Origin of the sequence: Tepidiforma flava, from assembly GCF_027594505.1 — a bacterium.
In the GTDB taxonomy this organism is placed as follows: domain Bacteria; phylum Chloroflexota; class Dehalococcoidia; order Tepidiformales; family Tepidiformaceae; genus Tepidiforma; species Tepidiforma flava.
Genome location: NZ_CP115149.1, coordinates 1,912,723 through 1,936,630 on the forward strand (window position 1 = coordinate 1,912,723; position 23,908 = coordinate 1,936,630).

The following is a 23,908-nucleotide window of genomic DNA, read 5'->3' on the forward strand; positions in this document are numbered from 1 at the left end:
TGCTCAGCAGGAACGAGCGCACCTCGTGCCGCCCGTAGTTGAACACCAGGCTGCCCCAGTCCGGGTGGTAGCCCCGCCGCGGGTCCGCGTGCTCGAAGAGGTGTGTCCCGTCGAACCGCGCCAGCGCAAACGCGTCATCCGGGAAGTGCGACGGCACCCAGTCGAGCGATGACCCCGATGCCAGCCTGGTGCAGCGTATCCACCAGGAACATGAATTCCTGCGGCGAACCCCACCGGCTGCTCGGCGCGAAGTACCCCGTCGACCTGGTATCCCCACGACCCGTCAGAAGGGGTGCTCCATCACCGGCATCAGCTCGACATGCGTGAACCCGTGGGCAACCGCGTATCCTCCGCCAGCTGCGGCGCCAGCTCCCGGTACGTCAGCATCTCCCCGCCCGGGCCCCGCCGCCACGACCCGAGGTGCACTTCGTAGATCGCCAGCTCGGCCGGTCGTGCCGGTTCACCTCGCCCCGCCGCCGCATCCAGTCGCCGTCGCCCCAGGTGTAGTTCCAGCTCTGCCACCACCGAGGCCGTCGCCGGCGGCACCTCCGCCTGGAATGCGAACGGGTCCGCCTTCCACAGCTCCTCGCCCGGTCGTCCCGGTTCTTCAGCCAGAACTTGTACCGGTCGCCCGGCTTCGCCCCAGGCGCGAACCCCTCCCAGACCCCGGAGGGGCCGAGACAGCGCAGCGGGTTGGCCGCCGGCTGCCAGCCGTTGAAGTCGCCGGCGACCGCCACTTCCCGCGCGTTCGGCGCCCAGACCGCGAACCGGACGCCTTCGACCCCGCCCCAGGTGCGCACGGGTGCGCCCCCATCAGCCGGTACAGGCCGCGCGTGGTTCCCCTCGTTGAACAGGTACAGGTCCTGCTCCCCGAATGCCGTTTCACCCTCGCTCCTGCTCACAGTCCCTCCTGCGCCGCCGCGAGCAGCAGGCCCCGCAGCGGGATCTCCGCCCAGTCCGGGCGGTGGTCCAGCTCATACCCCAGCTCGTAGAAACGCCTTGTCGAGCACGAACGTATCCAGCAGGAACCGGTGCTCCTGCGTCGCTGCCGCCCGGCAGTCCGCTCGCCCGCGCCACGGCGAAGTACCCGTCGAGGTACGCCCGGCGGTCGTCCAGAGGTACCAGCCCAGCGCCCACCGTTCGAGGTCTGTCCCGGTCCCCGCGGCGTGCCCCTCGACCACCTGCCGCAGCCCCGCCCGGCTGTCCGCATAGTGGAACGACCGCGACCATCCCGGCCACGTACGCGCAGCGGCGAGCGCCGCAGCCGCCGCTCGCCCAGCGACCGCGCCGGCTCGCCTTCGAAGTCGATGAACACCGGCTCCCGCCCGTTCACCAGCACCTGCCCGAGATGCAGGTCGCCGTGGCACCGGATGCGCAGGCTCTCGCAGCTTCCGCCGGGCCACCTGCTGCAGCCGCTCCAGCAGCGCCGGCTCCTTCTCCAGCACCAGCCCCGCCAGCGCCACCGCCTCCGCGCTCAGCGACGGCAGGCACCGCCGCAGCGCCCGCAGCGAGCGTCGCGCCTGCACCCGGAACCCCTGCGCCAGCGCCCGCTGGTAGAACGGCGTGTACCGCTCCGGCGCGAAATCCGGGTGCGCGATGCCCGCGAGCGCCGCGTGCAGCTCCGCCGTCCGCCGCCCCAGCGTCTGCCGCGAACGTCGAGCCATCCCCCCGCGAACCCCGCCAGCCCCTCCGGCGCCGGCCCGACCCCCAGCGGATGGTCCGCCTCGCTCACCTTCGGCGCTTCCAGTCGCGCCGCCGCGACCTCCTCCAGCATCCGCTCCAGCTGCTCCGTCGCGAACTCGAGTCCACGCATCGTACTGGTGCGGCACGGCCGCCTCGATCACCCCGGCGACCGCCGGCCGCATCCCCTCCCGCACGTACTCCACGTACCCGGCCAGCCGCGGCATCCCATGCCCGCGGCCGGCGTCTTCGCCAGCAGTTCGCCCACGCTCCACCTGCGGATGCACCCCCGGCTCCAGCCGCCGGATCGCTTTGAAGACGTACTGCCCCGGGTAATGCACTCGACGTGTTCGGCTTTGCTCCGCCCGGCTCAGGATGGGCGCAGCTTCGAGCCCGTTGAACCGCACGCCCGGCTCCGGCACGAACACCAGCCCGCCGCGCTCGCCCGCGAGCCGCGTCCGCGCCCGGGTAAACAGCCCCGGCAGCGCGCTGCACACCTCCGGCTCAGCGCCAGCCCGTCCACCAGCAGCCACCGCTCCCCGGCAGCGTTGCGCACTTCCGCCGCCACCGCCCACCCGGCCGCCGCCTCCACGTCCGCGCCCTGCGCCCCTCCGGCACCACCGAGAGGAGCAGCCCGAACTGGTCCGGCTCCCCCTGCTCGTACTCCACCAGCACCACCGCGAACACCGTCGGCGGCAGCCCCCGCGCCCGCAGCGGCACCCGGTCCGCGACCCGCACCCGCCGGCGGCCGCCGCGTCAGCCCGCCGAACCAGTCCGCCGCGCCGGCACGTACTCCGCCAGCAGCACCGCGTCGAGGTCGGCGGCGCCAGCCCGTCGAAGACCTCCTCCGGACTCGCATCGACCCGTGATCTCCGGCAAGATGGGCTCCGCCCGCCGAACCACGTCCGCGCCCGGCGCCGCCAGTTCGAACCAGTAGAACGAGTGCGGCCCGCAGCGAGAGGAAGTACGGCTCCGCACTCGCCACCCGCGGGAACCGCCCGTGCCCGAACAGCTCCACCGGCTCCGCGCCCGGCGTACGCCCCCAGCGCGAGGTGCGCCGCCTGCGCGAACCGCGACAGGTTCGCCACCACCAGCAGCCGCTCGCCCCGCGTACTCCCGCACGAACGCCAGCACCCGGTGGTTGTCGCACTCCACGAACTGCAGGCTCCCCCGCGCGAAGGCCGGATGCCGCCGCCGCAGCCCGATGAGCCGCCGCATCCACCACAGCAGCGACGACGGGTTCGCCTGCTGCGCATCCACGTTCACCGACTCGTAGTGGTACTCCGGGTCGATGATCACCGGCAGGTACAGTTTCTGCGGGTTCGCCCGCGAAAACCCCGCGTTCCGGTCCGCGCTCCACTGCATCGGCGTCCGCACGCTGTCCCGGTCGCCGAGGTAGATGTTGTCCCCCATCCCGATCTCGTCGCCGTAGTAGATCACCGGCGTCCCGTTCAGCGAGAACAGCAGCGCATTGAGGAGCTCGATGAGCCGCCGGTTGTTCGCGAGGAGCGGCGCCAGCCGCCGCCGGATGCCGAGCTCGTTCACCCGCGCCCGGTCCTCCGCCGCGTACACCCGGTACATGTAGTCCCGCTCCTCGTCCGTCACCATCTCCAGCGTCAGCTCGTCGTGGTTCCGCAGGAACAGCGCCCACTGGCACGTCTCCGGGATCGGCGGCGTCTGCTCCAGGATCTCCGTCGTTGGGAACCGGTCCTCCATCCGCACCGACATGAAGAGCCGCGGCATCAGCGGGAAGTGGAACGCCATGTGGCACTCGTCCCCGGGATCGCCGAAGTACGCCACCGCATCCTCCGGCCACTGGTTCGCCTCCGCCAGCAGCATGCGCCCCGGGAACTTCGCGTCGACGTGCGCCCGCAGCTCCTTCAGGAAGGCGTGCGTCCGCGGCAGGTTCTCACAGGTCGTTCCCTCCGCCTCGAACAGGTACGGCACCGCGTCCAGCCGGAACCCGTCCACGCCCATCTCCAGCCAGAAATCCGCCACCTCCATGATCTCCCGCCGGACCCGCGGGTTCTCGAAGTTCAAATCCGGCTGGTGCGAATAAATAGCGGTGCCAGTAGTACTGGCCCGCTACCGGGTCCCACGTCCAGTTCGACCGCTCGAAATCCTTGAAGATGATCCGGGCGTCACCGTACTCCGTCGCGGTGTCGCTCCAGACATAATAATTCCGGTACGCGCTCCCCTTCGGCGCCCGCCGCGTCCCGCTGGAACCACGGGTGCTGGTCGCTCGTGTGGTTGATCACGGCAGCTCCGTGATCACCCGCAGCCCCCGCGCGTGCGCCTCCCGCAGGAACGTCTTGAACTCCGCCAGCGTCCCGTAGGCCGGGTGAATCTTCCGGTAATCGGCGATGTCGTACCCGTCGTCCCGCAGCGGCGATTCGTAGAACGGCAGCAGCCACACCGCCGTCACGCCCAGCTCCTGCAGGTAGTCCAGCTTCGCCGTCAGGCCGGCGAAATCCCCGATGCCGTCGCCGTTCCCGTCGTGGAACGCCCGCACATGCAGCTCGTAGATGACCGCGTCCTTGTACCAGAGCGGGTCGCCCGTGAGCACCGCGGAACGTTCCGCGCGCGAAGCCGTAGCCCGGGTCATCGCACCTCCTGCGCCGGTCACGGAACGCGCGGCCGGCCCTTCCAGTTTCCCCGACGCCCGCGCCCCGGACCAACTCCGCCGGTAAACTGCCCAAATGCTCCAGCGGATCGACCACCTCGTCGCGCCCGTCCCCTCCCTCGATGCTGCCGCCGAAGCGTACGGGCGCCTCGGCCTCGCCCTCACGCCGCGCACGGTCCACGCCGGGCGCGGCACCGCCAACCGCGCCGCCTTTGTCGGCCGCTCTGCCGCCGATTTCGTCTACCTCGAGCTCCTCGCCGTCGAGGCGTACCCCAGCGCAGCTCCCGCCCTCACGCCGCGCCCGGTACGCTGACGTCGCGGCACCAGCGGCGGCCTCGCCGCGATCGCCTTCACCGCCGACCGCCCCCTCGATGCGGCCCTCCCGCCGCTCGCGGCCGCCGGCGCAGCGCCATCGACCGCTCGGCCGGTCCGCTGCCGACGACGGCCAGTCTCGTCGTCGACGCCGCCCTCGCCGCCGGCATCCCCGCCATCCCCTTCCCCATCCTCCTCGTCGATTACCCCGGCGGCCTCGACGCCCGCTTCGAACGCTCCCGCAGCCTCGGCCGCTTCGACCACCGGTTCCCGCTCGCGCGGCTCGACCACCTCGCCGTCCTCGCCCCCGACCTCGACGCCGCGACCCGCACCTGGGTCGACGCTCCTGGGGCTCGCCGTCGCCGGCGAAATCGCTGCGCCCGGCATGGTCATCCGCCAGCTCCGCTGCGGCGATGCCGTCATCGAACTCGACCTCGCCGCCCGTCGGCGATGCCAGCCCGCTCGCCGGCCGGCCTGCAGCGCTCCTGCCCGTCGCTGCGCCTGGGATGGTAGCCGGCCCGCTCGACGCCGCGGCCGCCCTCGCCCGCGAGCGCGGCTTCTCCTGCCCGCCCCCATCGCCCGGCGTCATCCCCGGCACCCGCCGGACGACCATCCCCGCGGCCGAACTCGGCGGCGTCGCCATGCAGCTCCTCGAATACGCCGGCTGAAACGTCCCCGCGCTGCAACCTCCCTTCCCCCGAGATGCACCCGTAGGGGTTTCCCCCTAGGGCGAAAACCTGATCGAAGCCCCTCCGCTCCGCGCGGGGGCGGGAGCATTCGATGGACACGCGACCGGTCTCCGGACTCCTCGGCGCCGCCGCCTACCGCCCGTTCCACCCTGGCATACGGCTCGCCCGTCGTGCGCCACCCGCCTCTCCACCGCCGACGCCGCCGATACGGTCGATATCTCCCCCGAAGCCCGCGAGCTCGCCGCCCGTTTTGCCCGACCCTTCCCCCACGGCGACGGCTAGCTGGGACCAGGTCCGCTACGACCCGCCCCACACCGACGACCCCGACTTCCCCTGGGAAGTCGCCCACCAGCAGTGGATGGAGATCGTCGACCGCGTCTTCCGCAAGCCCGGCGATGCCGCCGAACCCGGCGCAGCGGGCCCCGGCTCAGCCCCCGCCTGACCCGCCGCGCCGAAGAACGAGAACAGCTCGGGGTACTTCTTCAGGCTCGCGCCGCCGTCGATGTACAGCGTCTGCCCGGTCATCAGCGACGACACGTCCGAGGCCAGGTAGAGCGCCAGCCCCGCCACATCCTCGGGCTCGCCCGCCCGCCCCAGCGCCGTCTCCGCGATGAACGCCGCCTCCAGCCCCGGCACGGCCGTCATCGGCGCCGTCGCCGGCGTGTGGATGAGCCCCGGCCCGATCGCGTTCACGCGGATCCCGTGCCGGCCCAGCTCCAGCGCCGCCACCTTCGTCAGCATCGCCACCCCCGCCTTCGCCGAGCAGTAGGCCGCGAACCCCTCCGTCGGCTGAATCGCGTTCAGGCTCGCGATGTTGATGATGCTGCCGCTCCTGCCCCTGCGCAATCATCTGCGCCGCCTCGTGCTTGATGCACAGGAACGTCCCCGTCAGCGAAATCCCGATCACCCGCTCCCAGTCGGCCAGCGGGTACGCCTGGATCGGCGAGAAGCCGCCCACGCCCGCGTTGTTCACCGCGATGTCCAGCCGCCCGAACCTCCGCACCGCCTGCGCCACCATCCGCGCCACCGCTGCCTCGTCCCGGACGTCGACCTCCGCCCCGTCCACCTGGTTGTGGCCCAGCTCCCCGATCAGCCGGGCGATTCCCGCCGGGTCCACATCCCCCACGATGACCCGCGCTCCCTCGCGCACGAACGCCTCCACGATCGCCTTGCCGATGCCCGAGGCTCCCCCCGTGACGATCGCGACCCTGCCCTCCAGCGAACCCATCGTCCGAACCTCCTGCGCTGCTCACGAAACGGCCCCGGCGCATCCGCCGGGGCCGCCTGCCTTCGAATCCGCCGCCTAGAGGTACTTCCGGAACCAGGCGAGCGTCTTCTCCCACGCATCCTTCGCCGCCGCCGGGTTGTACTGCGGCTCCGGGTGCTCATCGTTGAAGAACGCGTGCCTGCGTCCCCGGGTAGGTGATGAACTCGTGCGTGATGCCCCGCTTCTCCAGCTCCGCCTTGTACGTCGGGATGTTCGGGTTCACGAAGTCGTCGTGCTCCGCCCAAATGCCCAGCACCGGCGCCGTTAGCCCGTCCCAGTTGTACTTCACCATCGGGTGCCCGCCGTAGAAGTCCACGCACGCGCCCACATCCCCGTCGCTGTTGCACGCCGCGAACAGCGACAGCGCCCCGCCCATGCAGAACCCCACCGTCCCAGACCGGGCCGCCGGTCAGCTCCTTCAGGTAGGCCACCGCCCCCTTCAGGTCCGCCTCCGCCCGCTGGATGTTCAGCGCCATCAGCAGCTTCCCGGCCTCGTCCGGCTCCTTCGTGACCACCCCGTGGTACAGGTCCGGCGCCAGCGCGACGAACCCCTCGTTCGCGAACCGGTCCGCGATGCCTTTGATGTTGTCGTTGAGCCCCCACCACTCCTGGATCACGATGACGCCCTTGCCGGACCCGGAGGCCGGCTTCGCAAGGTAGCCGCTGCACGTACCCGCCGTTGGCGGACCGAAGGTCACCATCTCTCCCATCGGTCTCGACTCCTTTCCCCCGCAGCCGCGGGGCCGAAACTTCGCGCCGATAGCCTACCCGCTCCCCGTTTCCGCGTCAGCCTCCTCCAGCGCCAGCCCAATCTCCTCCCGCACTCGCGCATCCGCTTCGACCCGCAAGCGTGCTTCGAGGACATGGCGCACGGGCGCGCCCGTCCGCGCGCCAAGCCGCCCCAGCGCCCACGCCGCGTGCCCCCGCACCAGCGCCGACGCGTCCTCCAGCGCCAGCGCCAGCACCGGCAGGTCCCCTGCGCTGCCCCCGTTCCCCAGCGCGATGCACGCGTTCCGCGCCATGCCTTCCCGCTTCGCCCGCATCAGCGCCGTGCCCCGGTAGCGCGTCGGCGAACGCCAGCCTCGTCCATCTCGATGAACTGCCGCAGCAGCGGCCACGCCCGGTCAACGTCCGCAGCCGCCAGTTCCGGGTCGGCCTCGCCACCGCCCCGCCCCCACCGGACACGCGTCGAGGCAATCGTCGCAACCGAACACCCGCATCCCCATCGCAGCCCGGAGGTCGCGCGGCACCGGCCCCCGCAGCTCGATCGTCAGGTAGCTGATGCACCGCCGCGCATCCACCACCGGCCCCCGTCCTCCGCAATCGCCCCGGTCGGGCAGGCGGCGATGCACCGCCGGCAGGCGCTCGCACGTCTTCTTCAGCGGCGGGTCCGGGTCCAGCTCCAGCGTCGTCGCGATGACCCCCAGCACGCACCCATCGGCCCGAACCCCGGCGCCAGCAGCATCGTCGACTTACCCCAGCCAGCCCAGCCCCGCCGCCGCCGCGTACGGCCGCTCCAGCAGCGGCCCGTAGTCCACCGTCGCCCGCGCCGCAGCAGCCGAACTCCTCCCGCAGCCGCCAGCAGCCGCCTTCCTCAGCCGCGACTCGAACACCCGGTGGTAATCGCGCCCCCGCGCGTACCGCGCGACGACGCCCCGGGCCTCGCCCGTCCCCGGGCGGCGCCGGGTCACGCCCCCGCGCCGGCAGCGCCATCCCACTACGAGGCTCCGACGCCCCCGCGAGGAACCGCCCCGGGTCCGTTGCCCGCTCCACCACAGTCCGCGTCCATCCACCGCATCTCGCCGAACAGCCCCGCGTCCAGTGCGCCCAGCGCAGCCCTCCGCGCCCCGCGCCGCCGGCTCCGCCCGCGCAATGCCGACAAGCGGGAAGCCCGCCTCCCGGCAGACCGCCTTCACCCGCGCTTCCAGCTCCCCGGCCAGTGCGTCCATTCTCGCGCGTCCCCCCGGCCCCGCCGCCGTCTCAACATTCTGCCGTGATGTCGAAGATGCTTGCCGCGACAACATCCCATAACTGCTGTCAGCCCCTCGCTTCCGCGGCCATTCCCGCACCAAAATGCCCTGAGCACCCGCTAAGCTGCCGTTGACGCTTCAACGATCGCTTCAACTTCCCGCACACTTCCGCATCCATGCCCCCGACGACCTGCCTCGACCTTCTCGACCCGACCCGCCGCGCGCTCCTCGTCGCCCTCCGCCGCCTCGGCGGCGCGACCGCCGAAGAGGTCGCCTCCCACTGCTTCCTCTCCGTCGGCGCCGCCCGCCAGCATCTCCAATCGCTCGAGGCGCAAGGCATCGTCGCCCACGAACCCCTGCGCCGCGGCCCCGGCCGGCCCCGCCACCGCTACCTCCTCACCCCGGCGGGCGAGGCCCTCTTCCCCAGGCTCGACCACGAAGCGCTCGATACCCTCCTCGAAGCCGTCGAACAGGAACCCCCCGACGTCCGCGAGCGCCTCCTGCGCCGCCTCCGTCGAGGGCACCATCAGCCGCTACCGGCCCGCCTTCGAAACCCACGGCCGCGGCTCCCCGCTCCGCGGCGCCGTTGCTGTCTTCGAGGAGGCCGGCTACCTCCCCGAAGTCCGCGAAACCCCCGCCGGCATCGCCATCACCCTCCACCACTGCCCGATCGCCGATGCCCCCCGCCGGCGCGAACTCCTCTGCGAGGCCGAAGCCCGCTGCCTCGCCGCCGCCTTCCCGGGCGCCCGCCTCGAACGGGATGCCTACCGGCCGCACGGCGACCCGCGCTGCACCTACATCCTCGAACCGTCCGTCGAGCCCGGCGACGGCTGACCGGCAGACCGGGGCCCCGGCGCGCGCCGCCGGGGCCCATGCATCGCAACGTGCCGGGCCGGGCCTCAGGCCACGCCGAAGTCCCAGCTCGCGCCGTCGTGGTACACCTTGAGCACGTTCTTCGCGATCAGGATCCGGTGCACCTCGTCCGGCCCGTCCGCGATCCGCAGCGTCCGCGCCCCCGTGTACATCCCCGCCAGCGGCGTATCGCCCGAGACGCCCATCGCGCCGTGCACCTGGATGGCGCGGTCCACCACGCGCTCGTGCGCTGCCGGCACGTACACCTTCAGCGCCGAGATCCGCAGCGTCCGCGGGTCCAGCCCGCTGTCGATCACCTCCGCCGTGTGAATCGTCATCAGCCGCGCCGTGCACGATGTCGATGTACGAATCCGCGATGAACCCCTGGATGAACTGCTTCGTCTCCAGCTTCCCGCTCGCGCACCTCGCGGTCCATCGAGCGCCGCACCATGAGGTCGAACGCCCGCCACATCTGCCCCACGGTCTGTTCATGCAGTGGAACACGCGCCCCGCGCCCAGCCGGTCCTGCGCCGCCTGGTGGCCGCTCCCCGTCCGGCCGAGCTGGTTCGTCACCGGCACCCGGACGTTCCGCGTACTCCACCTCGCAGTGGTTCGATTCGATGCCCCAGACCTTGATCTTCCGGACGATCCGGAAGCCCGGGGTGTCCGTCGGCACGATGATCTGGGTCATCTTCTCCTTCTGGCCGCCGGCCCCGTCCGGCTCCTCCGTCCGGCACATCACGATCGCGAACGCCGCCCCGTCTGCGCCCGTCGTGAACCACTTCCGGCCGTTGATCACCCACTCATCGCCGTCCCGCACCGCCCGCGTCTGGATGGCGTACGGGTCCGAACCCGGCGCGTCCGGCTCCGTCATCGAGAAGCACGAGCGGATCTCGCCCCGGATGAGCGGCTCCAGCCACTTCTTCTTCTGCTCCTCCGTCCCGTACTTCAGCAGGATGGTCTGGTTCCCCGAATCCGGCGCCACCACCCCGAACAGCGGGTTCGAATACGGGCTCCACGCGAGGATCTCGTTCATGTAGGCGTGCTTCATGCAACCCGATCCCCATCCCGCCGTACCGTCCTTCGGCAGGTGCGGCGCCCACAGCCCGGCCGCCTTCACGTGCTCCTGGATCTCATGGCGCAGCCGCTGGGTCTCCGGGTTCCGGTAGTCCCCCAGCCGGTCCTCGTTCGGGATGATGTACCGGTTGACGATGTTCGCCGTCGCCTCCCGGATCTGGTTGGTCTCCGGGTCCAGCGTCGGCACCGGCGAAACCTGCATGGGTGCGTCCTCCATCGATGTGCGATGGGCGAAGTCTACGCCGAAACGAACAGGGCGCGCCGTCCGTTCGGCGCGCCCTGCAGCGTCGCGTGGTCCCGGCCGGACCGTCAGGTGATCGGCCAGCGCGCGCTCGCCTCATAGGTGCGTGCGACAATCGGATGGTGGATCCAGATCTGGGCCACCAGCTCGGCCTTCTCCATCTCGTAGCCGCCCAGCTTCAGCGACGGTCGCAAGGTCCGCCTCGTCGAGCCCCTCGACGAACTTCGCCGAGGCCTCCTGCCCCTCGAGGATCGCCTGGATGACCTCCTCGCGGCTCTTCTCCTTCAGCGATGCGATCGCCGCCGCGTTGTTCTGCGCCGCAGCCGCCGCCGTGACGCTGTCCAGCACGCCTACGCGCCGAGCAGCGGGTAGAGCCGCGGCGCCGCGCCGGCCACCGCCGCGATGTGCCGGAAGGCATCCCCGCTCGTCCACTGGTGGCCCAGCTGGTAATCCCAGTCCTTCGTCCGCTCCGCGGCCGCAGCTGCGCGCCGGCCGGCGAACCGGATGCCCTCGGCCAGCTCCTGTTTCGAAATCATGCGGTCATCTCCTCATGAAAAGGTCGCGCGTAGCGTGCGGCCCCCCGGCCCGCGCCGCAACGGCCGGTTCGCCCCGGTCGCGGGGATCCACTACTCGTAGCTTTCGTCCTCCGCCTCGACGTCCACGTCCGGCGTCGAATCGATGTCCTCATGCCGGTCTCGCTCCAGCCCTCTTCCGTCTCCTCTTCCAGCTCCTCGTCCTCGTCGTAGCCCCACTCCTCGTCCTCGTCCCGCCGGAGCAGCCCCCGCCGCGTGTACCACGGCGCGGATCTCCGACAGCCGCGACTGCGGGAAGCTCACCTTGTCGATCATCGACGGGTGCTTGAACGTCTCCCGCAGGATCACCTTCGGCTGCTCGCCCGTGCTCACCATCGCCGCGCTGTACCGGTTCCCCGCCTTCATCATCCGCGCCAGCCGCAGCCCGATCCGCGGTTCGATCATCCCCACGTGCTTGAACGTCGCCCCGGACCGTGAGCACGTTCACCGCGTTGCCCTGCACTTCGAGCTGCACGATGTCGCCCGCGTCGAGCACTGCCGCCACCTTCGAGTCGACCGCCTGCAGCGCCGCCACCGCCGCGCTGCCCGTCTCCTCGACGAACACGCCGCGTATCCACCTGCGTCGGCGGCGCTGCTCACCGGCGCATCGCGCAGGGCCGCCAGCCGATCGATGTTGCGCCGCGCGATCTGGTTCGTCGGGTCGAGGTCGAGCGCCTTCTGGTAGGCGTCCAGCGCCTCCTGCACCTGCCCCAGCTCGCTCAGCGGCCTTCCCCAGCCGGTTGTACCCTTCCGCTTCGTTCGCGAAGAGCCGCGTGTACTCCCGGTTCACCTGCACGGCTTCCTGCCAGCGGCCAGTTGACCGCCAGCTTGACCGCCTGCTCCGTCAGTTGCTTCTTCAGCTTCGCCCGCTCCTCGGGCGTCATCTCGTCGAGGTTCGTTTCGTTCGTCATCTTCCGTCGCTTTCTGCCAGCGGCCGCCCAGCGACAGCGGAAAGGATACGGCCGGCGCCCCGCTCGAGCAATCCGCAGCGCCCCGTCGGCCGCCGCCGTACCATCATGCCATGGCCCTGCCCGGCTCCCTCGCATCCGTCGACCCCGGCGCCCTCGCCGACCGCATGGCCCGCGCCTGGGCCGAGGCAGCCCCGCGCTTCGGCGCCTACCACCTCATCCTCCCCGGCGCCCCCGCCTTCGTCTGCAAGGTCGATGACTGCGAAGCCGCCTGCTGCCGCGTCTTCTCCGTCGCCATGCACGACCGCGACGTCGACCGCTTCGCGCGCGTCTCCGGCCTCCAGCCCGTCCAGTTCCTCGAGCTCGAAAACGGCGAACCGATCCGCCTCCCGCTCGCGCAGCCCTACCTGCTCGCGCGCGATGGACGGCCGCTGCCGCTTCCTCCAGCCGCGCCACCGCTGCGGCGCCTACGAGGCCCGTCCGACTGCCTGCCGCCTCTATCCCCACTTCGTCGTCTACTGGAACCTCGAAACCGCCCGGCCCGTCTACGCCGACCCGCCGCCGCTCGCCGACGCCGCCGCCGCGGGCCCCGTCGTGCCCCTGCTCCTCGGTCACGAACAGTGTCCCGGCTTTACCGGCGCGCCGCTCACGGATGACGACTGGCTCGCGCTCCTCGAAGAAACCGACCACCTCCAGCGCAACCTCGCCTGAACCCGGCACTGTCCTCGTCCCGCCGCTGTGCCCTACCCTCGAAGGTGAGCCCGCCGCATCCATGTCCAGCCGCCACCTGTTCATCCTCTTCCTGCTCTCCGTGACGTGGGGAGCCTCCTTCCTCTTCATCAAGGTCCAGCTCGATGCCGGTCTGGAACCCCTCGGCGTCGCCAGCCTCCGCACCCTCCTCGGCGCGGCAGCGCTCGCCCCGTTCGTCCCGTCGCCGCTCGCCCGCGCGGCCCGGCCCACGCCCCGGCAGGCCGCCCTCCTCGCCGCGCTCGGGCTGACCAACTTCGCCCTCCCGTGGACGCTCGTCGCCGTCGCTGAGCACCACATCTCGAGCCGGCATGGCTTCCATCGCCAACGCCACCGCGCCGCTCTGGGCGGCCGTCCTTGCCGTCGCCTTCCTCCGCGACGAGCCGCTCACGCTCCAGAAATCCCTCGGCCTCGCCCTCGGCTTCACCGGCATCGTCTCTCCTCGCCGGCCCCGCCTCGGTCGGGCACCTTTCCGGCGAAGCGCTCGGCCGTGAGCCTCATGCTCCTCTCCACCCTCAGCTACTCCTCCTCGGCGATCGTCATCCGGCGCACCCTCGGCGGTCTCCCCCCGGCGCTGGTCGCGTTCGGGCAAGTCGCCGCTGCCGCCGCCGTCCTTGCGCCGCTCGCTCTCGGCACTGGCGCCTTCGCCGGCGCCGATTGGGGTCCCGGCGTCCTCGGCGCCGCTGCGGACCCTCGGCGTGCTCGGCTGGCGGGCGCCGCCGTCGTGCTCTACATGGGCCTCATCCAGCAGATCGGCGCCGTCCGCTCGACGCTCGTCACCTACCTCATCCCGCCGATGGGGCGTCCTGCTCGGCTGGGCGCTCCTCGGCGAACCGCTCGGGTGGAACCTCCTCGCCGGCCTCGCCGTCGTCCTCGCCGGCGTCCTCCTGGTCCAGGGCGTCATCTCGGCTTCCGCTCTCCCGCTCCCCCGCCCCCGAGGGCTCGGCCGCGGCCGGCCGCTGAGCCGCAGCTTCCTGCTAAGCTCCCGCCATGGCCAGCCCCGAGCTCCCGCCCGTCCGCCCCGCCATCCGCGCCCTCGCCAGCCAGCTCATCGCCGACCGCCGCCACCTCCACCAGCACCCCGAACTCTCCTGGCAGGAGCACGAAACCCAGCGCTACCTGCTCCAGCGCCATCGCCGAGCTCGGCCTCGCCGACGTCCGCCCCATCGCCCGGACGGGCGCCACCGCCCTCGTCGAAGGCGCCCGCCCCGGCCCCTGCGTCCTCTGGCGCGCCGACATCGACGCCCTCCCGGTCCCGGAAAAGAGCGGCCTCCCCTTCGCTTCCGTCAACGAGGGCGTCATGCACGCCTGCGGCCACGATACCCACATGGCCATCGCCCTCGGCCTCGCCGCCTGGGCCCGGCAGCACCGCGCCGACCTCCACGGGCGCCATCCGCTTCGTCTTCCAGCCCGCCGAAGAAGCCGCGGGCGGCGCAGCCGCCTGCATGCGCCGACGGCGTCCTCGAAAACCCCCGCGTCGATGTTGCGCTCGGCCTCGGCACATCAGCGCCGACATCCCCATCGGGGCCATCAACCTCGCCCCCGGCCCCTTCTTCGCCGCGCCCACCGCGCTCCGCATCGAAATCACGGGCCGGCGGCGGGCACGCCGCCGCACCTCACCAGGCCGTCGACGCCATCGTCGTCGCCGCCCACGCCGTCACCGCCCTCCAGACAGTCGTTAGCCGCTCCCTGCCGCCCTCCGAACAGGCGGTCCTCACCATCGGCAAGGTCCAGGGCGGCTTCCGCGGCAACGTCATCGCCGAATCCGCCGTCATGTCCGGGACGATCCGCTCCTATTCGAATGCCGTCCGCGACCTCATGCTCCGCCGCACCGAAGAGATCCTCGCCGGCGTCTGCGCGGCCTTCGGCGCCGCCTTCGAACTCCGCCACGAGACCTCCTCGCCCGCCGCTCGTCAACGACCCTGCCGTCACGGCCGAGGTGCTCGACCTCGCGCGGGATCTACTTCGGACCGGGCCGCGTCATCGGCGTGCCCACCATGGGCGCCGAAGATATGTCCGTCTTCCTCGAAGCCCGCCCCGGCTGCTACTTCTGGCTCGGCGCCCGCAACGAACGGAAGGGCATCGCCGGCCGCCACCACGACCCCGGCTTCGTCATCGACGAAGACGCCCTCCCGCTCGGCGTCGAATTCGCCGCCCGGGTCGTCGACGCGCTTCCTCTGGCGCTAGGCCGTCATCTCCGCCAGCAGCCGCTCTACCGCTGCTTCGACCCCCGGTTCGAACACCGCGAGCGCGCGGTTCTCCCGGCTCAGCAGCCCGTCCTCCTCCGCCCGGTCGAGGAACGCCCGCAGCCCGTCGAAGTAGCCGCCCACGTTCGCAAACACCAGCGGCCCGGCGTGCAGCCCCAGCTGCCGCCAGGTCGACCATCTCGAACGCGCTCGTCCAGCGTGCCGTACGCTCCCGGCAGCGCGAGGAACCCCTGCGCCAGCCCGGCCATCAGCGCCTTCCGCTCCGCCATGGTCTCCACGACGTGGAGTTCGGTGACCCCGGTGTGGGCCAGCTCGAGGTCGACCAGCAGCCGCGGGCATCACGCCGATGACGCGCCCGCCCGCTGCCAGGCACGCGTCTGCCAGCGCTCCCATCAGCCCGACCGTTGCCCCGCCGTAGACCACCGTCACGCCGCGCGCGGCGAGCAGCCGCCCGGCCGCCCGCGCCGCCTCGAGGTAGCGCCGGCGCGCGCCCGAACGCGAACCGCAGAAGACCGCGACGGCGGGCGCGCCGCCGCTACCATCAGCGACCCACCGGTCGGCATCCCGGTCCCAGCGTCACGAGCTCCCCCGGTTCGAAGAAGAGCGCAAGCTCCCGCGCCGCGCTCTCCGGGCCGTCGCTCGCGTGGACGCAGGTTTCGCCCCTTATCGAGCCCGAAGTCGGCCCGCACCGTGCCGGGCGCCGCCTCGACCGGGTTCGTCGCCCCGATGGTCGCCCGCACCACCCGGATCGCGTCCTTGCCTTCCCACGCGATCGCCGATCACCGGCGCGCTCGTGATGAACTCGACAAGCCCCGGGAAGAACGGCTTCCCCGCGTGCTCGGCGTAATGCCGCTCCGCCAGCTCCCGCGTCACCCGCAGCAGCTTCATCCCGACGATTTTCAGGCCGCGGCGCTCCAGCCGCGCGATGATCTCCCCGGCGAGCCCCCGCTGCATCGCATCGGGCTTCACCAGGAACAGCGTGCGCTCCGTCGTAATTCCAAGCGTTCCTCCTCGCTACCCGGCCGCGCGCTGCCGCCGGGAGATCGTGATTGCCGGTTCGCGCCAGGTAGTACGGCTCCGCCCCGGACTCGAGCCGGCCTTCCCGGGCTGCCGGGGCCAGCTGCTCCAGCAGCGCCGCCGCCCGCTCGCGCGGCCCGATTTCGATGCCCCCCCGCGCCCCTGCGCCCTCTCCTCGCCAGCAGCTCATCGCCCAGGCAGCTCGGCCGTCAGCACGATGTCGCCCGTCGGCCTTCCCGCGCGGCCCACCGCTGCAGCTCCAAACTCGCCGCCGACCGCGCCGGGTGGATCGCCGTCACCGCCGCTGCGCCGGCAGCGAGGGCCACCGCCTCGAACGTCCGCACCCCGTAGAGCGGCGCGCCCGTCGCCAGCGACAGCCCCTGCGCCGTCGCGATGCCAACGCGCAGCCCGGCGTACGACCCCGGGCCCGTCACCACGATGATCCCCGCCGGCCGCTCGCCGCCCAGCAGCGCCTCGATCGTCCGCGAGCAGCCCGGTCGTATGCGTCCGCTCCTCTTCAGCGACGACAGCCGACCGCTCGCCGTCACGGTCCACCCCAACCGCGAACCCGGTCCGATGCCGTGTCGATGACGAGGATCGCGCTCACGCTGCCCTGCAGCGCCTCGATCGCCGCGAGTTCTCGCCCCCGCGCCCCGCGCGCGATGAACCGCAGCCGCCGCGTCCGCGGCCCCTGCTCGCCCGGCCGCAGCTCCACGATCAGCCCGTCCCCGGGCAGCAGCTCTGCGCCGCGCTCCGGCCACTCGATCACCAGCACGCCCTTCTCGGCGTAGTCCCAGAGCCCGAGCTCGTCCAGCTCCTCCACGTCCTCGATGCGGTAGAGGTCCACGTGGTACAGCACTTCCCGGCCGGTGTATTCGTTCATCAGCACGAACGAGGGGCTGTTCACCTGCCCGCGGCACCCGAGCCCCCGCCCGATCCCCTGCGTCAGGCACGTCTTCCCGCTGCTCGAGGTCGCCGCTCAGCAGCACGACATCACCCCGCCGCAGCTCCCGCCCCAGCCGTTCGCCGAGCGCCCGCGTCTCCTCCTCGCTCGATGACGCCAGTTCGATCGCCAGCTCGTCCGATCCCATGCCTCCAGTATAGGCAGCCCCGCGCTAACGCCCTATTCCGCCTCCGATACCATCACACCGCCCCAACTTGCGCAACCTCATACCCGCGATTGACCAGTAGGTAGCCGCTGGCTAACTTGTCCTTGCAATCGCCAGCTCGGCCACCGTCCGCGGCGCCCCCAATCTCACCGTCCCTACACGGAGTCCCGCAGGCATGATGAGAACCCCGACCGAAACCGGTAAGCCCCCCGTGTCCGCCTCACTGGGCAGCCGCATCCGCGCCGCCCGCCGCGATCGCCGGCATGAGCCAGGGCCAGCTCGCCCAGGCACTCAACACCACCCAGAGTCGCCATCTCCCTCTACGAAGCCGGCCAGCGCTCTGTCGGCATCGACATGCTCCTCAACGTGCGCCCGCATCCTCAACCGCCCGCTCCACTACTTCCTCGGCGACGACGGCGAAATGCTCTACGTCAAGGACAGCGAAATCGCCAATCTCATCCAGGAGCTCGAGCGGCACCCCGAAGACCTCCCCGAGCTGCTCCAGTACTGGAACTTCCTCCGCTGGCGCCGCATGTCCAGCAACGGCGCCGGCCGCCACTGACCTCCGCGCCGTTCCGCGGTACCGTTCCAGCCGGGCTCCAGCAGCCCGGCTGTTCCATTTCCCGAATCCACGCAATGCGAGGCTCCTCCATGCGCCGCCTCTGCGACCCCGCCGATGCCCGCCGCCTCCTGAACCCCGGCCCCGTCGGCATCATCACCACCGCCTGGCGCGGCAACGTCAACGCCGCGCCCATCGCCTGGATGACCCCCCTCTCCATCGACCCGCCCCGCATCGGCGCCGCCATCGCCCCGGAGCGCCACACCGCTGCCATGATTCGCTTCAGCGGCGCCTTCGCCGTGAACATCCCCGGCCCCGCCCTCCTCAAGCACACCGCCTTCCTCGGCTCGCTCTCCGGCCTCGAAACGAACAAGCTCGAAGCCGCCGGCCTCGAAACCTTCCGTCCCCTCTTCATCGACGCGCCCCTCATCGACGGCTGCCTCGCCTGGATCGAATGCCTCGTCGAAGACGCCATCAAAATCGGCGACCATACCCTCTTCGTCGCCGACCCCGTCAAAGTCCAGGCGGACGACGAGGCCTACGCCGGCCGCTGGCTCCTCCAGTCCCGCGAGAAGTCGCCGCTCACCTACATCGGCGGCCGCCACTACGCCGTCGTCAGCGACCTCCTCGAAGCCGTCGTCACCGTCGACGAACACGGCGCCCTCGTCACCGAGACCTACCCGAAGAGCGCGAGGCACGCCTCGAGCGCGAAGCCCGCGAGGCCGAACTCCGGCGCCTCGAAGGCGACGAAGGCTACCGCCAGCGCCTCCAGCACGAATCCTGACCCGGCCCGCTCCGCCGCAAACAGCGGGGCCGGCCCCGCCGGGCCGGCCCGCATCGAACGTTAAGCCTGCCCCGTAGGCCGGAGCTACCGCTGCTCCAGCGGCACGTACGGCCGCAGATCCGCGCCTTCGTACAGCGCGTTCGGCCGCACCAGCCGGTTGTCCGCGTACTGCTCCAGCAGGTGCGCCGTCCAGCCCGCGATGCGCGACATCGCGAATATCGGCGTGTACAGCGTCGCTCGGGATGCCCAGCATCTTGTAGACCGAGGCGCTGAAGAAATCCACGTTCGGGTAGAGCGGCTTCCCCTCCAGCTTCTTCGCCAGGTAATCCCGCAGTTTCAGCGAGAGGTCGAAGTACTTCCGGTCCGGCGACGTCTCCGCCAGCTTGTGGCCCAGCTGCTCGAGGATGATCGCCCGCGGGTCCGTCGTCTTGTATACCCGGTGCCCGATGCCCATCACCCGCTCGCCGCGCGCCAGCAGGTCGTCCACGTACGCCGGGATGTTCTCCTCCGTCCCGATCGCCTCCAGCGTCCGGTAGACCGCCTCGTTCGCGCCCCCGTGCAGCGGCCCCTTGAGCGTCCCGATGCCGCCGACGCGATCGCCGAGTACCATGTCGCTCAGCGTCGAGGCCGTGACCAGCGCCGAGAACCCGTCGAGGCGTTCATCTCGTGCTCGGCGTGCAGGATCATCGCCACGTCGAAGACGCGCGCCTCGAGCTCGTTCGGCTCCTCCCCCTTCAGCATCCAGAGGAAGTTCGCCGCATGACCCGAGGTCATCCCGCGGCGGCACCGGCTCCAGCCCCTGCCTGCAGCCGGTGGAAGTTCGCCAGCACCGTCGGCATCCGCGCCGTCAGCAGCGCCGCCGTCTTCTTCAGCTGCTCCTGCGAGAGGTCGCTCGACTTCGGGTCCAGCGCCCCGGCGATGATGACCGAGATCTCCAGCGCCCGCATCGGCCGGATCTTCCCGACGATCTCCCGCTGCACCCGCGAGTTCAGGTCCGAAAGCGGCCGCTCCCGGCGCAGGTCCGCCTTCAGCTGCTCCAGTTCCGCCTTCGTCGGCAGCCGCAGGTTCCACAGCAGGAACACAGTCTCCTCGAACGTCGAGTGCTCCGCCAGGTCGAAGATGTTGTACCCGGCGTAGATCAGCTCCGCCTTTCTGGCCGTCGATCCGGCACAGCTTCGTCGCTGTGACGTTGACGCCCTCCAGCCCCCGTGCGATGACTTCGGTCACGTGCCTACTCCCTCGCCGCGGAACCCGCGGATTGTATACAAGCCGTTGCCCCACGATCCTACCACGCCCGCGCCCGCCCGTGACGTGATCGCCGCCCGTCCCGCTAGCGATGACTTCGGTCGGCAAGCGGCAGCCGCCGGTCCCGCCCGAACGCCCGCGGGGTAATCTTCACCCCCGGCGCCGCCTGCCGCCGCTTGTACTCGTTCCGGTCCACCATCCGCACCACCCGCTCCACGGTCTCCCGCTCGAACCCCATCGCCACGATCTCGTCGACCGTCCGGTCGTCCTCCACATACGCCTCGAGGATCGGGTCCAGCACCTCGTACCGGACGGCAGCGAGTCCTGGTCCAGCTGCCCCGGCCGCAGCTCCGCGCTCGGCGGCTTCGTGATGGACCGTTCGGTCGGGATCCACGGCCGCCCGGCCTGCGCGTTCCGCCACCGCGCCAGCCGGTACACCAGCGTCTTCGGCACGTCCTTCAGCACCGCATACCCGCCCGCCATGTCCCCGTAGAGCGTTCCGCGTAGCCGGTTGCCATCTCGCTCTTGTTCCCGGTCGTCAGCACGATGGCCCCCGTCCGGTTCGAAATCGTCATCAGCACGTTGCCGCGCTGCCGCGCCTGCAGGTTCTCCTCCGCCGTCCCCGGCTCGCCGCCCGCGAACACCTCCGCCATCATCTCCAGCATCGCCGCCGTGCGCCGGTTCGATCCCGATCGTCAGGAACCGGATGCCGAGGTTCTCCGCCAGCTCCCGCGCGTCCTCCTTGCTGTGTTCGCTCGAATACCGGCTCGGCCATCGACACCCCGATGACGCGCTCCGCGCCGATCGCGTCCACCGCCACCGCCGCAACGACCGCCGAATCGATCTCCGCCCGAAAGCCCGATGATCGCCTCCCGGAACCCCGTCTTGCCGAGGTAATCCCGCGTCGCCAGCACCAGCGCCGACCACACCTCCTCCTCCTCAGCCATCAGCGGCGCGACCGGCGCCGCCTGCCCGCGCCGGCTCCCGGCTCGTCTCCAGCGCGAACCCCAGCTCCACGGCCTCGGCGCCCGTCACCCAATCGCGCGCCCGCAGCTCCACCCGCCGGCGCGGGTCGTGCAGCCGCCGCTGCGCCACCTCATCGAGGTCCACGTCCGCCACCAGCAGCTCCTCCGCGAACTGCCGCGCCCGCGCGATCACCCGCCCCTCCGCATCCACGACCACCGAGGCGCCGTCGAACACCAGCTCGTCCTGCCGCCGCCCACGGCGTTCAGGTACGCCACCGCAATCCCGTTGTCCGCCGCGCGCGTACGCGAGCATCCGCTCCCGCTCCCGCGCCTTCCCCCGGTGGTACGGCGAAGCATTGATGTTCACGCACACGCTCTGCCCCGGCCAGCGCCATCGCATCGAGCGGCGCCCCGGGATACCAGATGTCCTCGCAGATGCTCACCCCGAAGCGCACCCGCGCCTGCCCCGGTGGTACACCGAAGCGTCCGCCGCCCGGCCCGGAAGTACCGCTCCTCGTCGAACACGCCGTAGTTCGGCAGCCGCTGCTTGTCGTACGTGTCCACCCACCGCCCGTCCGCGAAGACCGCCGGCCCGCGTTGTAGGCATCATCGTCCCGCCAGTCGACGAACCCGACCACCGCCGCCATCCCCCGCGTCGCCTCCGCCAGCGCCGCCGTCGCCTCCCGCGAGGCCTCGCAAAACGCCCGGCGCAGCAGCAAGTCCTCCGGCGGGTAGCCCGTCAGTCCGCCAGCTCCGGGAACGCGGCGATATCGCAGCCCGCATCGCGCGCCGCGGCCAGCAGCTCGCGGATCTTCCGGGCGTTCCCCTCGAGGTCGCCCACCGTCGTCCGTCGATCTGCGCCAGCCCAAGGCGCACCAGCCTCATCGTCGCCTCCTCGCCGCGAGTATAGGCCCGCCCCGCCCCACAGGCTCCCATCGGGGTTTCGCCTCGAGGCATCCCGCCCGATTCCCGCGCCTCCCGCGGTCTGCCATCCTCCCATCGGCGGGGTTTCGAGGTAGGGAGATGACTCGAACCACCACATCCTTCAGCCCCTGCCCGCTCTGCGGGCGCCACACCCGCGCGCATCTCGCGCATCCTCATCGCCGACGTCGAACCCGTCGGCGCCCGGAAGACCAGCTACGCGACCGTGATTTGTCGAGATTGCGCGTTCGCCATGGTCCTCCGCTCCGAGGCCGCACGCGCTGCGCCGCGCCAGCTAGTCCCGGTTCTCCGCCATGCCGCCGGCCCCCGGTTTACCAGCGGGGGCCGGCGGCGCCGTCTAGAATGACGCCATCCCCACGAGCGCGCCGCAGCCAGGCAGGAGGCAGCCCATGAACGACGTCCTCGCGATGATCCTCGCAGGCGGCCAGGGCGACCGCCTCTCCATCCTCTCCGAACAGCGCGCCAAGCCCGCCGTCGTCTTCGGCGGCAACTACCGCATCATCGACTTCGTCCTCTCCAATTGCGCCAACAGCGACATCAGCAAGCTCGCCGTCCTCACCCAGTACCGCCCCCGCTCCCTCTTCAACCACCTCGGCGCCGGCCGCCCCTGGGGCTACGACACCCCCGAAGGCGGCATCCAGATCCTCCAGCCCTACCTCGGCAAAGCCGATGCCGACTGGTACCAGGGCACCGCCGACGCCGTCTACCAGAACCTCTACGTCATCGAAGAACTCCCGCGTCCGCGAAGTCCTCATCCTCGCCGGCGACCACATCTACCTCACCTCAGCTACCGCAACCTCATCGCCTACCACCGCTCCCAGGGCGCCGATGCCACCGTCGCCGTTTACAGCGTCCCCCGTCAGCGAAGCCCACATCCGCTTCGGCGTCCACATCGACCTCGACTCCACCGGCCGCGTCATCGACTTCCAGGAAAAGCCCAAAGAACCTCGCGGCTCCTGGATCTCCATGGGCATCTACGTCTTCAACAAAGACGTCCTCGTCGAACAGCTCCAGGCCGATGCCGACCTCGGCGAAGCCAGCTCCCACGACTTCGGCAAGGACATCATCCCCCGCATGTTCCGAACCCACCGCGTCTTCGGCTACCAGTACCACGACTACTGGCGCGATGTCGGCACCATCGAGTCCTACTGGGCCGCCCACATGGACCTCCTCCAGCCCAACCCGCCCCTCGACCTCGAAGACCCGGACCTCAAGCTCCGCACCGCCGGCTCCATCCCCCCGCCCGCCCGCTTCGGCGCCAGCGCCCGCGTCACCGAATCCCTCATCTCCCCCTCCGCGCGCATCGACGGCGAGGTCTACCGCTCCGTCATCTCCCCCGGCGTCGTCATCGAACCCGGCGCCGTCGTCCGCGAATCCATCATCCAGCACCGCATGCGTCATCCGCTCCGGCGCCGTCATCGACCGCTGCATCTACCGCTCGACAAGGAAGTGACCGTCGGCGCCGGCTGCATCATCGGCACCGGCGACCCGAACATCCCCAACTTCGAACGCCCGGACATCGTCAATACCGGCATCTCCATCATCGGCAAGCGCGCCACCATTCCCCCCGGCCTCCGCATCGGCCGCAACGTCGTCGTCGGCCCCGGCGTCCACGAAGAGCTCGCCGACCGCGATGAGCTCGAATCCGGCGCCTCCGTCCACCCCACCCACATCCCGCTCCACCTCTTCGTCTGATGGGCCCCGCTCCGCGCCTCTTCACTCTCGAGGAAGCCCGCGCCCTCCTGCCCTCCGTCGTGCCCGTGCTCGAACGGCTCCGGCAGGCCTACCTCGAACTCCGCGCCATCGAAGCTGCCCGCGCCGCTTCGCCGCCCGCGGCGCCACCGCCGACGGCCACGACCTCGCTGCCCCTGTTCGCCGCCGCCGAAGACTTCGACCCCGCCGAACCCCTGCGCGATGCCGTCCGCGCCGCCGTCCAGGCCCTCGAACAGCAGGGCATCGAACTCAAAGACCCCGCCCGCGGCCTCATCGATTTCCCCCACCGCCGCGGCAGCCGCATCGTCTACCTCTGCTATCAGCTCGGCGAACCCACCATCGCCTGGTGGCATCGACCTCGATGCCGGCTTCGCCGGCCGCATCAGCCGCTCTGACGCCGCCGCCGCCGCGCCCTATAATCCCCGCCAA

34 protein-coding genes and 12 pseudogenes are annotated in these 23,908 nt (G+C 71.3%); 14 read left to right on the forward strand and 32 right to left on the reverse strand.

All coding sequences use genetic code 11. The annotated features are described in order from the left end of the window. Positions 1-309: 309 nt before the first annotated feature. The 5 genes and pseudogenes from O0235_RS10670 to treS form a co-directional block, all read right to left on the reverse strand. Positions 310-546 (reverse strand): hypothetical protein, encoded by a 237-nt coding sequence (locus O0235_RS10670; protein WP_270055776.1) that lies wholly within the window; start codon positions 544-546, stop codon positions 310-312. A 107-nt stretch (positions 547-653) separates the two neighbouring features. After that, positions 654-902, reverse strand: a pseudogene (locus tag O0235_RS16040) (1,4-alpha-glucan branching enzyme); the annotation flags it as partial. 72 nt (positions 903-974) lie between these two features. Next, the gene (locus tag O0235_RS10675) at positions 975-2,213 is read right to left on the reverse strand and encodes a hypothetical protein (protein WP_270055777.1); all 1,239 of its coding nucleotides are present in this window, start codon (positions 2,211-2,213) and stop codon (positions 975-977) included. Next, positions 2,185-2,418, reverse strand: coding sequence for a hypothetical protein (locus tag O0235_RS10680; RefSeq protein WP_270055778.1), 234 nt, complete (start codon positions 2,416-2,418; stop codon positions 2,185-2,187). Before O0235_RS10680 ends, O0235_RS10675 begins: the two co-directional genes overlap by 29 nt. 183 nt (positions 2,419-2,601) lie before the next feature. Continuing rightward, positions 2,602-4,285, reverse strand: a pseudogene (gene treS / locus O0235_RS10685) (maltose alpha-D-glucosyltransferase); the annotation flags it as partial. 94 nt (positions 4,286-4,379) lie between these two features. Here treS and O0235_RS10695 point away from each other — a divergent pair. Then, entirely contained in the window at positions 4,380-4,616 is a 237-nt protein-coding gene (locus tag O0235_RS10695; protein ID WP_270055780.1) for a VOC family protein, read from the forward strand. Between the two features lie 412 nt (positions 4,617-5,028). Continuing rightward, positions 5,029-5,283 (forward strand): hypothetical protein, encoded by a 255-nt coding sequence (locus O0235_RS10700; RefSeq protein ID WP_270055781.1) that lies wholly within the window; start codon positions 5,029-5,031, stop codon positions 5,281-5,283. A gap of 318 nt (positions 5,284-5,601) precedes the next feature. Here O0235_RS10700 and O0235_RS10705 read toward each other — a convergent pair whose 3' ends face one another. The 8 genes and pseudogenes from O0235_RS10705 to O0235_RS10725 form a co-directional block, all read right to left on the reverse strand. Further along, positions 5,602-6,150 carry an SDR family NAD(P)-dependent oxidoreductase gene (locus O0235_RS10705; RefSeq protein WP_270055782.1) on the reverse strand — a complete coding sequence of 183 codons (549 nt, stop codon included), beginning with the start codon at positions 6,148-6,150 and terminating at the stop codon, positions 5,602-5,604. Between the two features lie 49 nt (positions 6,151-6,199). Then, positions 6,200-6,532, reverse strand: a pseudogene (locus tag O0235_RS16045) (SDR family NAD(P)-dependent oxidoreductase); the annotation flags it as partial. A 75-nt stretch (positions 6,533-6,607) separates the two neighbouring features. Beyond that, positions 6,608-6,664 (reverse strand): annotated as a pseudogene (locus O0235_RS16050) (hypothetical protein); the annotation flags it as partial. Positions 6,665-6,689: 25 nt separating this feature from the next. Continuing rightward, on the reverse strand, positions 6,690-6,959 hold the full coding sequence (locus O0235_RS10710; RefSeq protein ID WP_270055783.1) for a dienelactone hydrolase family protein: 270 nt from the start codon (positions 6,957-6,959) through the stop codon (positions 6,690-6,692). Between the two features lie 34 nt (positions 6,960-6,993). Next, positions 6,994-7,281 (reverse strand): annotated as a pseudogene (locus tag O0235_RS16055) (dienelactone hydrolase family protein); the annotation flags it as partial. 54 nt (positions 7,282-7,335) lie between these two features. Further along, complete coding sequence (locus O0235_RS10715) at positions 7,336-7,689, reverse strand: HEAT repeat domain-containing protein (protein ID WP_270055784.1); 354 nt, start codon at positions 7,687-7,689, stop codon at positions 7,336-7,338. Positions 7,690-7,695: 6 nt separating this feature from the next. Beyond that, entirely contained in the window at positions 7,696-8,001 is a 306-nt protein-coding gene (locus tag O0235_RS10720; protein WP_270055785.1) for a 4Fe-4S double cluster binding domain-containing protein, read from the reverse strand. A 42-nt stretch (positions 8,002-8,043) separates the two neighbouring features. Continuing rightward, positions 8,044-8,262, reverse strand: coding sequence for a QueG-associated DUF1730 domain-containing protein (locus O0235_RS10725; protein WP_270055786.1), 219 nt, complete (start codon positions 8,260-8,262; stop codon positions 8,044-8,046). 455 nt (positions 8,263-8,717) lie between these two features. Here O0235_RS10725 and O0235_RS16060 point away from each other — a divergent pair. Further along, positions 8,718-8,852 (forward strand): annotated as a pseudogene (locus O0235_RS16060) (hypothetical protein); the annotation flags it as partial. A 588-nt stretch (positions 8,853-9,440) separates the two neighbouring features. Here the strand turns inward: O0235_RS16060 and O0235_RS10735 are convergent. From O0235_RS10735 to O0235_RS10765, 7 genes are all read right to left on the reverse strand, one after another. Continuing rightward, positions 9,441-9,731, reverse strand: a complete 291-nt coding sequence (locus O0235_RS10735) for an acyl-CoA dehydrogenase family protein (RefSeq protein WP_270055788.1) — start codon at positions 9,729-9,731, stop codon at positions 9,441-9,443. Then, positions 9,731-10,672, reverse strand: a complete 942-nt coding sequence (locus O0235_RS10740) for an acyl-CoA dehydrogenase family protein (RefSeq protein ID WP_270055789.1) — start codon at positions 10,670-10,672, stop codon at positions 9,731-9,733. The genes O0235_RS10735 and O0235_RS10740 overlap by 1 nt, the downstream gene beginning before the upstream one ends. A gap of 135 nt (positions 10,673-10,807) precedes the next feature. Further along, positions 10,808-11,059 carry a hypothetical protein gene (locus O0235_RS10745; protein WP_270055790.1) on the reverse strand — a complete coding sequence of 84 codons (252 nt, stop codon included), beginning with the start codon at positions 11,057-11,059 and terminating at the stop codon, positions 10,808-10,810. A gap of 2 nt (positions 11,060-11,061) precedes the next feature. Next, complete coding sequence (locus O0235_RS10750) at positions 11,062-11,247, reverse strand: hypothetical protein (protein ID WP_270055791.1); 186 nt, start codon at positions 11,245-11,247, stop codon at positions 11,062-11,064. Positions 11,248-11,337: 90 nt separating this feature from the next. After that, positions 11,338-11,694, reverse strand: coding sequence for a hypothetical protein (locus O0235_RS10755; protein WP_270055792.1), 357 nt, complete (start codon positions 11,692-11,694; stop codon positions 11,338-11,340). Between the two features lie 33 nt (positions 11,695-11,727). Continuing rightward, on the reverse strand, positions 11,728-11,988 hold the full coding sequence (locus O0235_RS10760) for a tetratricopeptide repeat protein (protein WP_270055793.1): 261 nt from the start codon (positions 11,986-11,988) through the stop codon (positions 11,728-11,730). Positions 11,989-12,002: 14 nt separating this feature from the next. Continuing rightward, positions 12,003-12,194 (reverse strand): hypothetical protein, encoded by a 192-nt coding sequence (locus O0235_RS10765; protein ID WP_270055794.1) that lies wholly within the window; start codon positions 12,192-12,194, stop codon positions 12,003-12,005. Between the two features lie 252 nt (positions 12,195-12,446). Between O0235_RS10765 and O0235_RS10770 the strand changes: the two genes are divergently transcribed. The 5 genes and pseudogenes from O0235_RS10770 (at position 12,447) to O0235_RS16075 (ending at position 15,125) form a co-directional block, all read left to right on the forward strand. After that, positions 12,447-12,902 carry a YkgJ family cysteine cluster protein gene (locus O0235_RS10770; protein WP_270055795.1) on the forward strand — a complete coding sequence of 152 codons (456 nt, stop codon included), beginning with the start codon at positions 12,447-12,449 and terminating at the stop codon, positions 12,900-12,902. A 61-nt stretch (positions 12,903-12,963) separates the two neighbouring features. Beyond that, a pseudogene (locus O0235_RS16065) lies at positions 12,964-13,233 on the forward strand (EamA family transporter); the annotation flags it as partial. A 16-nt stretch (positions 13,234-13,249) separates the two neighbouring features. Beyond that, positions 13,250-13,432, forward strand: a complete 183-nt coding sequence (locus O0235_RS10775; protein WP_373324313.1) for a DMT family transporter — start codon at positions 13,250-13,252, stop codon at positions 13,430-13,432. A 302-nt stretch (positions 13,433-13,734) separates the two neighbouring features. Next, a pseudogene (locus tag O0235_RS16070) lies at positions 13,735-14,307 on the forward strand (M20/M25/M40 family metallo-hydrolase); the annotation flags it as partial. 266 nt (positions 14,308-14,573) lie between these two features. Further along, positions 14,574-15,125 carry a hypothetical protein gene (locus O0235_RS16075; RefSeq protein ID WP_373324444.1) on the forward strand — a complete coding sequence of 184 codons (552 nt, stop codon included), beginning with the start codon at positions 14,574-14,576 and terminating at the stop codon, positions 15,123-15,125. On the opposite strand, the gene O0235_RS10785 is transcribed toward O0235_RS16075, so the two are convergent. From O0235_RS10785 to tsaE, 6 genes and pseudogenes are all read right to left on the reverse strand, one after another. Further along, positions 15,122-15,304 carry an LOG family protein gene (locus O0235_RS10785; protein ID WP_270058064.1) on the reverse strand — a complete coding sequence of 61 codons (183 nt, stop codon included), beginning with the start codon at positions 15,302-15,304 and terminating at the stop codon, positions 15,122-15,124. The genes O0235_RS16075 and O0235_RS10785 overlap by 4 nt on opposite strands. Positions 15,305-15,484: 180 nt before the next feature. Next, positions 15,485-15,652, reverse strand: a pseudogene (locus O0235_RS16080) (SLOG cluster 4 domain-containing protein); the annotation flags it as partial. After that, positions 15,571-15,888 (reverse strand): hypothetical protein, encoded by a 318-nt coding sequence (locus tag O0235_RS16315; RefSeq protein ID WP_308445645.1) that lies wholly within the window; start codon positions 15,886-15,888, stop codon positions 15,571-15,573. The pseudogene O0235_RS16080 and the gene O0235_RS16315, both read right to left, overlap by 82 nt. After that, the gene (locus tag O0235_RS10800; protein WP_270055798.1) at positions 15,809-16,114 is read right to left on the reverse strand and encodes a nucleoside-diphosphate kinase; all 306 of its coding nucleotides are present in this window, start codon (positions 16,112-16,114) and stop codon (positions 15,809-15,811) included. The genes O0235_RS16315 and O0235_RS10800 overlap by 80 nt, the downstream gene beginning before the upstream one ends. Positions 16,115-16,371: 257 nt before the next feature. Next, on the reverse strand, positions 16,372-16,710 hold the full coding sequence (locus O0235_RS10805; RefSeq protein ID WP_270055799.1) for a hypothetical protein: 339 nt from the start codon (positions 16,708-16,710) through the stop codon (positions 16,372-16,374). Further along, positions 16,707-17,069, reverse strand: a complete 363-nt coding sequence (gene tsaE / locus O0235_RS10810; protein WP_270055800.1) for a tRNA (adenosine(37)-N6)-threonylcarbamoyltransferase complex ATPase subunit type 1 TsaE — start codon at positions 17,067-17,069, stop codon at positions 16,707-16,709. The genes O0235_RS10805 and tsaE overlap by 4 nt, the downstream gene beginning before the upstream one ends. Here tsaE and O0235_RS10815 point away from each other — a divergent pair. The 3 genes from O0235_RS10815 to O0235_RS10825 all read left to right on the forward strand — a co-directional run bounded on the left by O0235_RS10815 (position 17,032) and on the right by O0235_RS10825 (position 18,678). Continuing rightward, positions 17,032-17,220 carry a hypothetical protein gene (locus tag O0235_RS10815; RefSeq protein WP_270058099.1) on the forward strand — a complete coding sequence of 63 codons (189 nt, stop codon included), beginning with the start codon at positions 17,032-17,034 and terminating at the stop codon, positions 17,218-17,220. The genes tsaE and O0235_RS10815 overlap by 38 nt on opposite strands. 472 nt (positions 17,221-17,692) lie before the next feature. Continuing rightward, a complete protein-coding gene (locus O0235_RS10820; protein ID WP_270055801.1) occupies positions 17,693-17,833 on the forward strand; it encodes a hypothetical protein in 141 nt (46 codons plus the stop codon). Positions 17,834-17,922: 89 nt separating this feature from the next. Continuing rightward, complete coding sequence (locus O0235_RS10825) at positions 17,923-18,678, forward strand: flavin reductase family protein (RefSeq protein ID WP_270055802.1); 756 nt, start codon at positions 17,923-17,925, stop codon at positions 18,676-18,678. A gap of 20 nt (positions 18,679-18,698) precedes the next feature. Here the strand turns inward: O0235_RS10825 and O0235_RS15055 are convergent, their stop codons facing one another. The 6 genes and pseudogenes from O0235_RS15055 to O0235_RS10855 form a co-directional block, all read right to left on the reverse strand. Further along, the gene (locus O0235_RS15055) at positions 18,699-18,941 is read right to left on the reverse strand and encodes a citrate/2-methylcitrate synthase (RefSeq protein WP_308445680.1); all 243 of its coding nucleotides are present in this window, start codon (positions 18,939-18,941) and stop codon (positions 18,699-18,701) included. After that, positions 18,904-19,224: pseudogene (locus tag O0235_RS16085) on the reverse strand (citrate/2-methylcitrate synthase); the annotation flags it as partial. The pseudogene O0235_RS16085 and the gene O0235_RS15055, both read right to left, overlap by 38 nt. A gap of 5 nt (positions 19,225-19,229) precedes the next feature. Next, positions 19,230-19,388 carry a citrate/2-methylcitrate synthase gene (locus O0235_RS10835; protein ID WP_270055803.1) on the reverse strand — a complete coding sequence of 53 codons (159 nt, stop codon included), beginning with the start codon at positions 19,386-19,388 and terminating at the stop codon, positions 19,230-19,232. Next, positions 19,385-19,756, reverse strand: coding sequence for a citrate/2-methylcitrate synthase (locus tag O0235_RS10840; RefSeq protein WP_270058066.1), 372 nt, complete (start codon positions 19,754-19,756; stop codon positions 19,385-19,387). The genes O0235_RS10835 and O0235_RS10840 overlap by 4 nt, the downstream gene beginning before the upstream one ends. A gap of 188 nt (positions 19,757-19,944) precedes the next feature. Then, positions 19,945-20,482 (reverse strand): annotated as a pseudogene (gene nadE / locus O0235_RS10845) (NAD(+) synthase); the annotation flags it as partial. A 316-nt stretch (positions 20,483-20,798) separates the two neighbouring features. Next, a complete protein-coding gene (locus O0235_RS10855; RefSeq protein WP_270055806.1) occupies positions 20,799-21,191 on the reverse strand; it encodes a nitrilase-related carbon-nitrogen hydrolase in 393 nt (130 codons plus the stop codon). 982 nt (positions 21,192-22,173) lie between these two features. Between O0235_RS10855 and O0235_RS16220 the strand changes: the two are divergent. The 3 genes and pseudogenes from O0235_RS16220 to O0235_RS10870 form a co-directional block, all read left to right on the forward strand. Beyond that, positions 22,174-22,882: pseudogene (locus O0235_RS16220) on the forward strand (glucose-1-phosphate adenylyltransferase family protein); the annotation flags it as partial. A 45-nt stretch (positions 22,883-22,927) separates the two neighbouring features. Further along, a complete protein-coding gene (locus O0235_RS16225; protein ID WP_444546139.1) occupies positions 22,928-23,461 on the forward strand; it encodes a GlgC family sugar phosphate nucleotidyltransferase in 534 nt (177 codons plus the stop codon). Beyond that, positions 23,461-23,874 (forward strand): DUF2203 domain-containing protein, encoded by a 414-nt coding sequence (locus tag O0235_RS10870; protein ID WP_270055807.1) that lies wholly within the window; start codon positions 23,461-23,463, stop codon positions 23,872-23,874. The genes O0235_RS16225 and O0235_RS10870 overlap by 1 nt, the downstream gene beginning before the upstream one ends. The last annotated feature ends 34 nt before the right edge of the window (positions 23,875-23,908 follow it).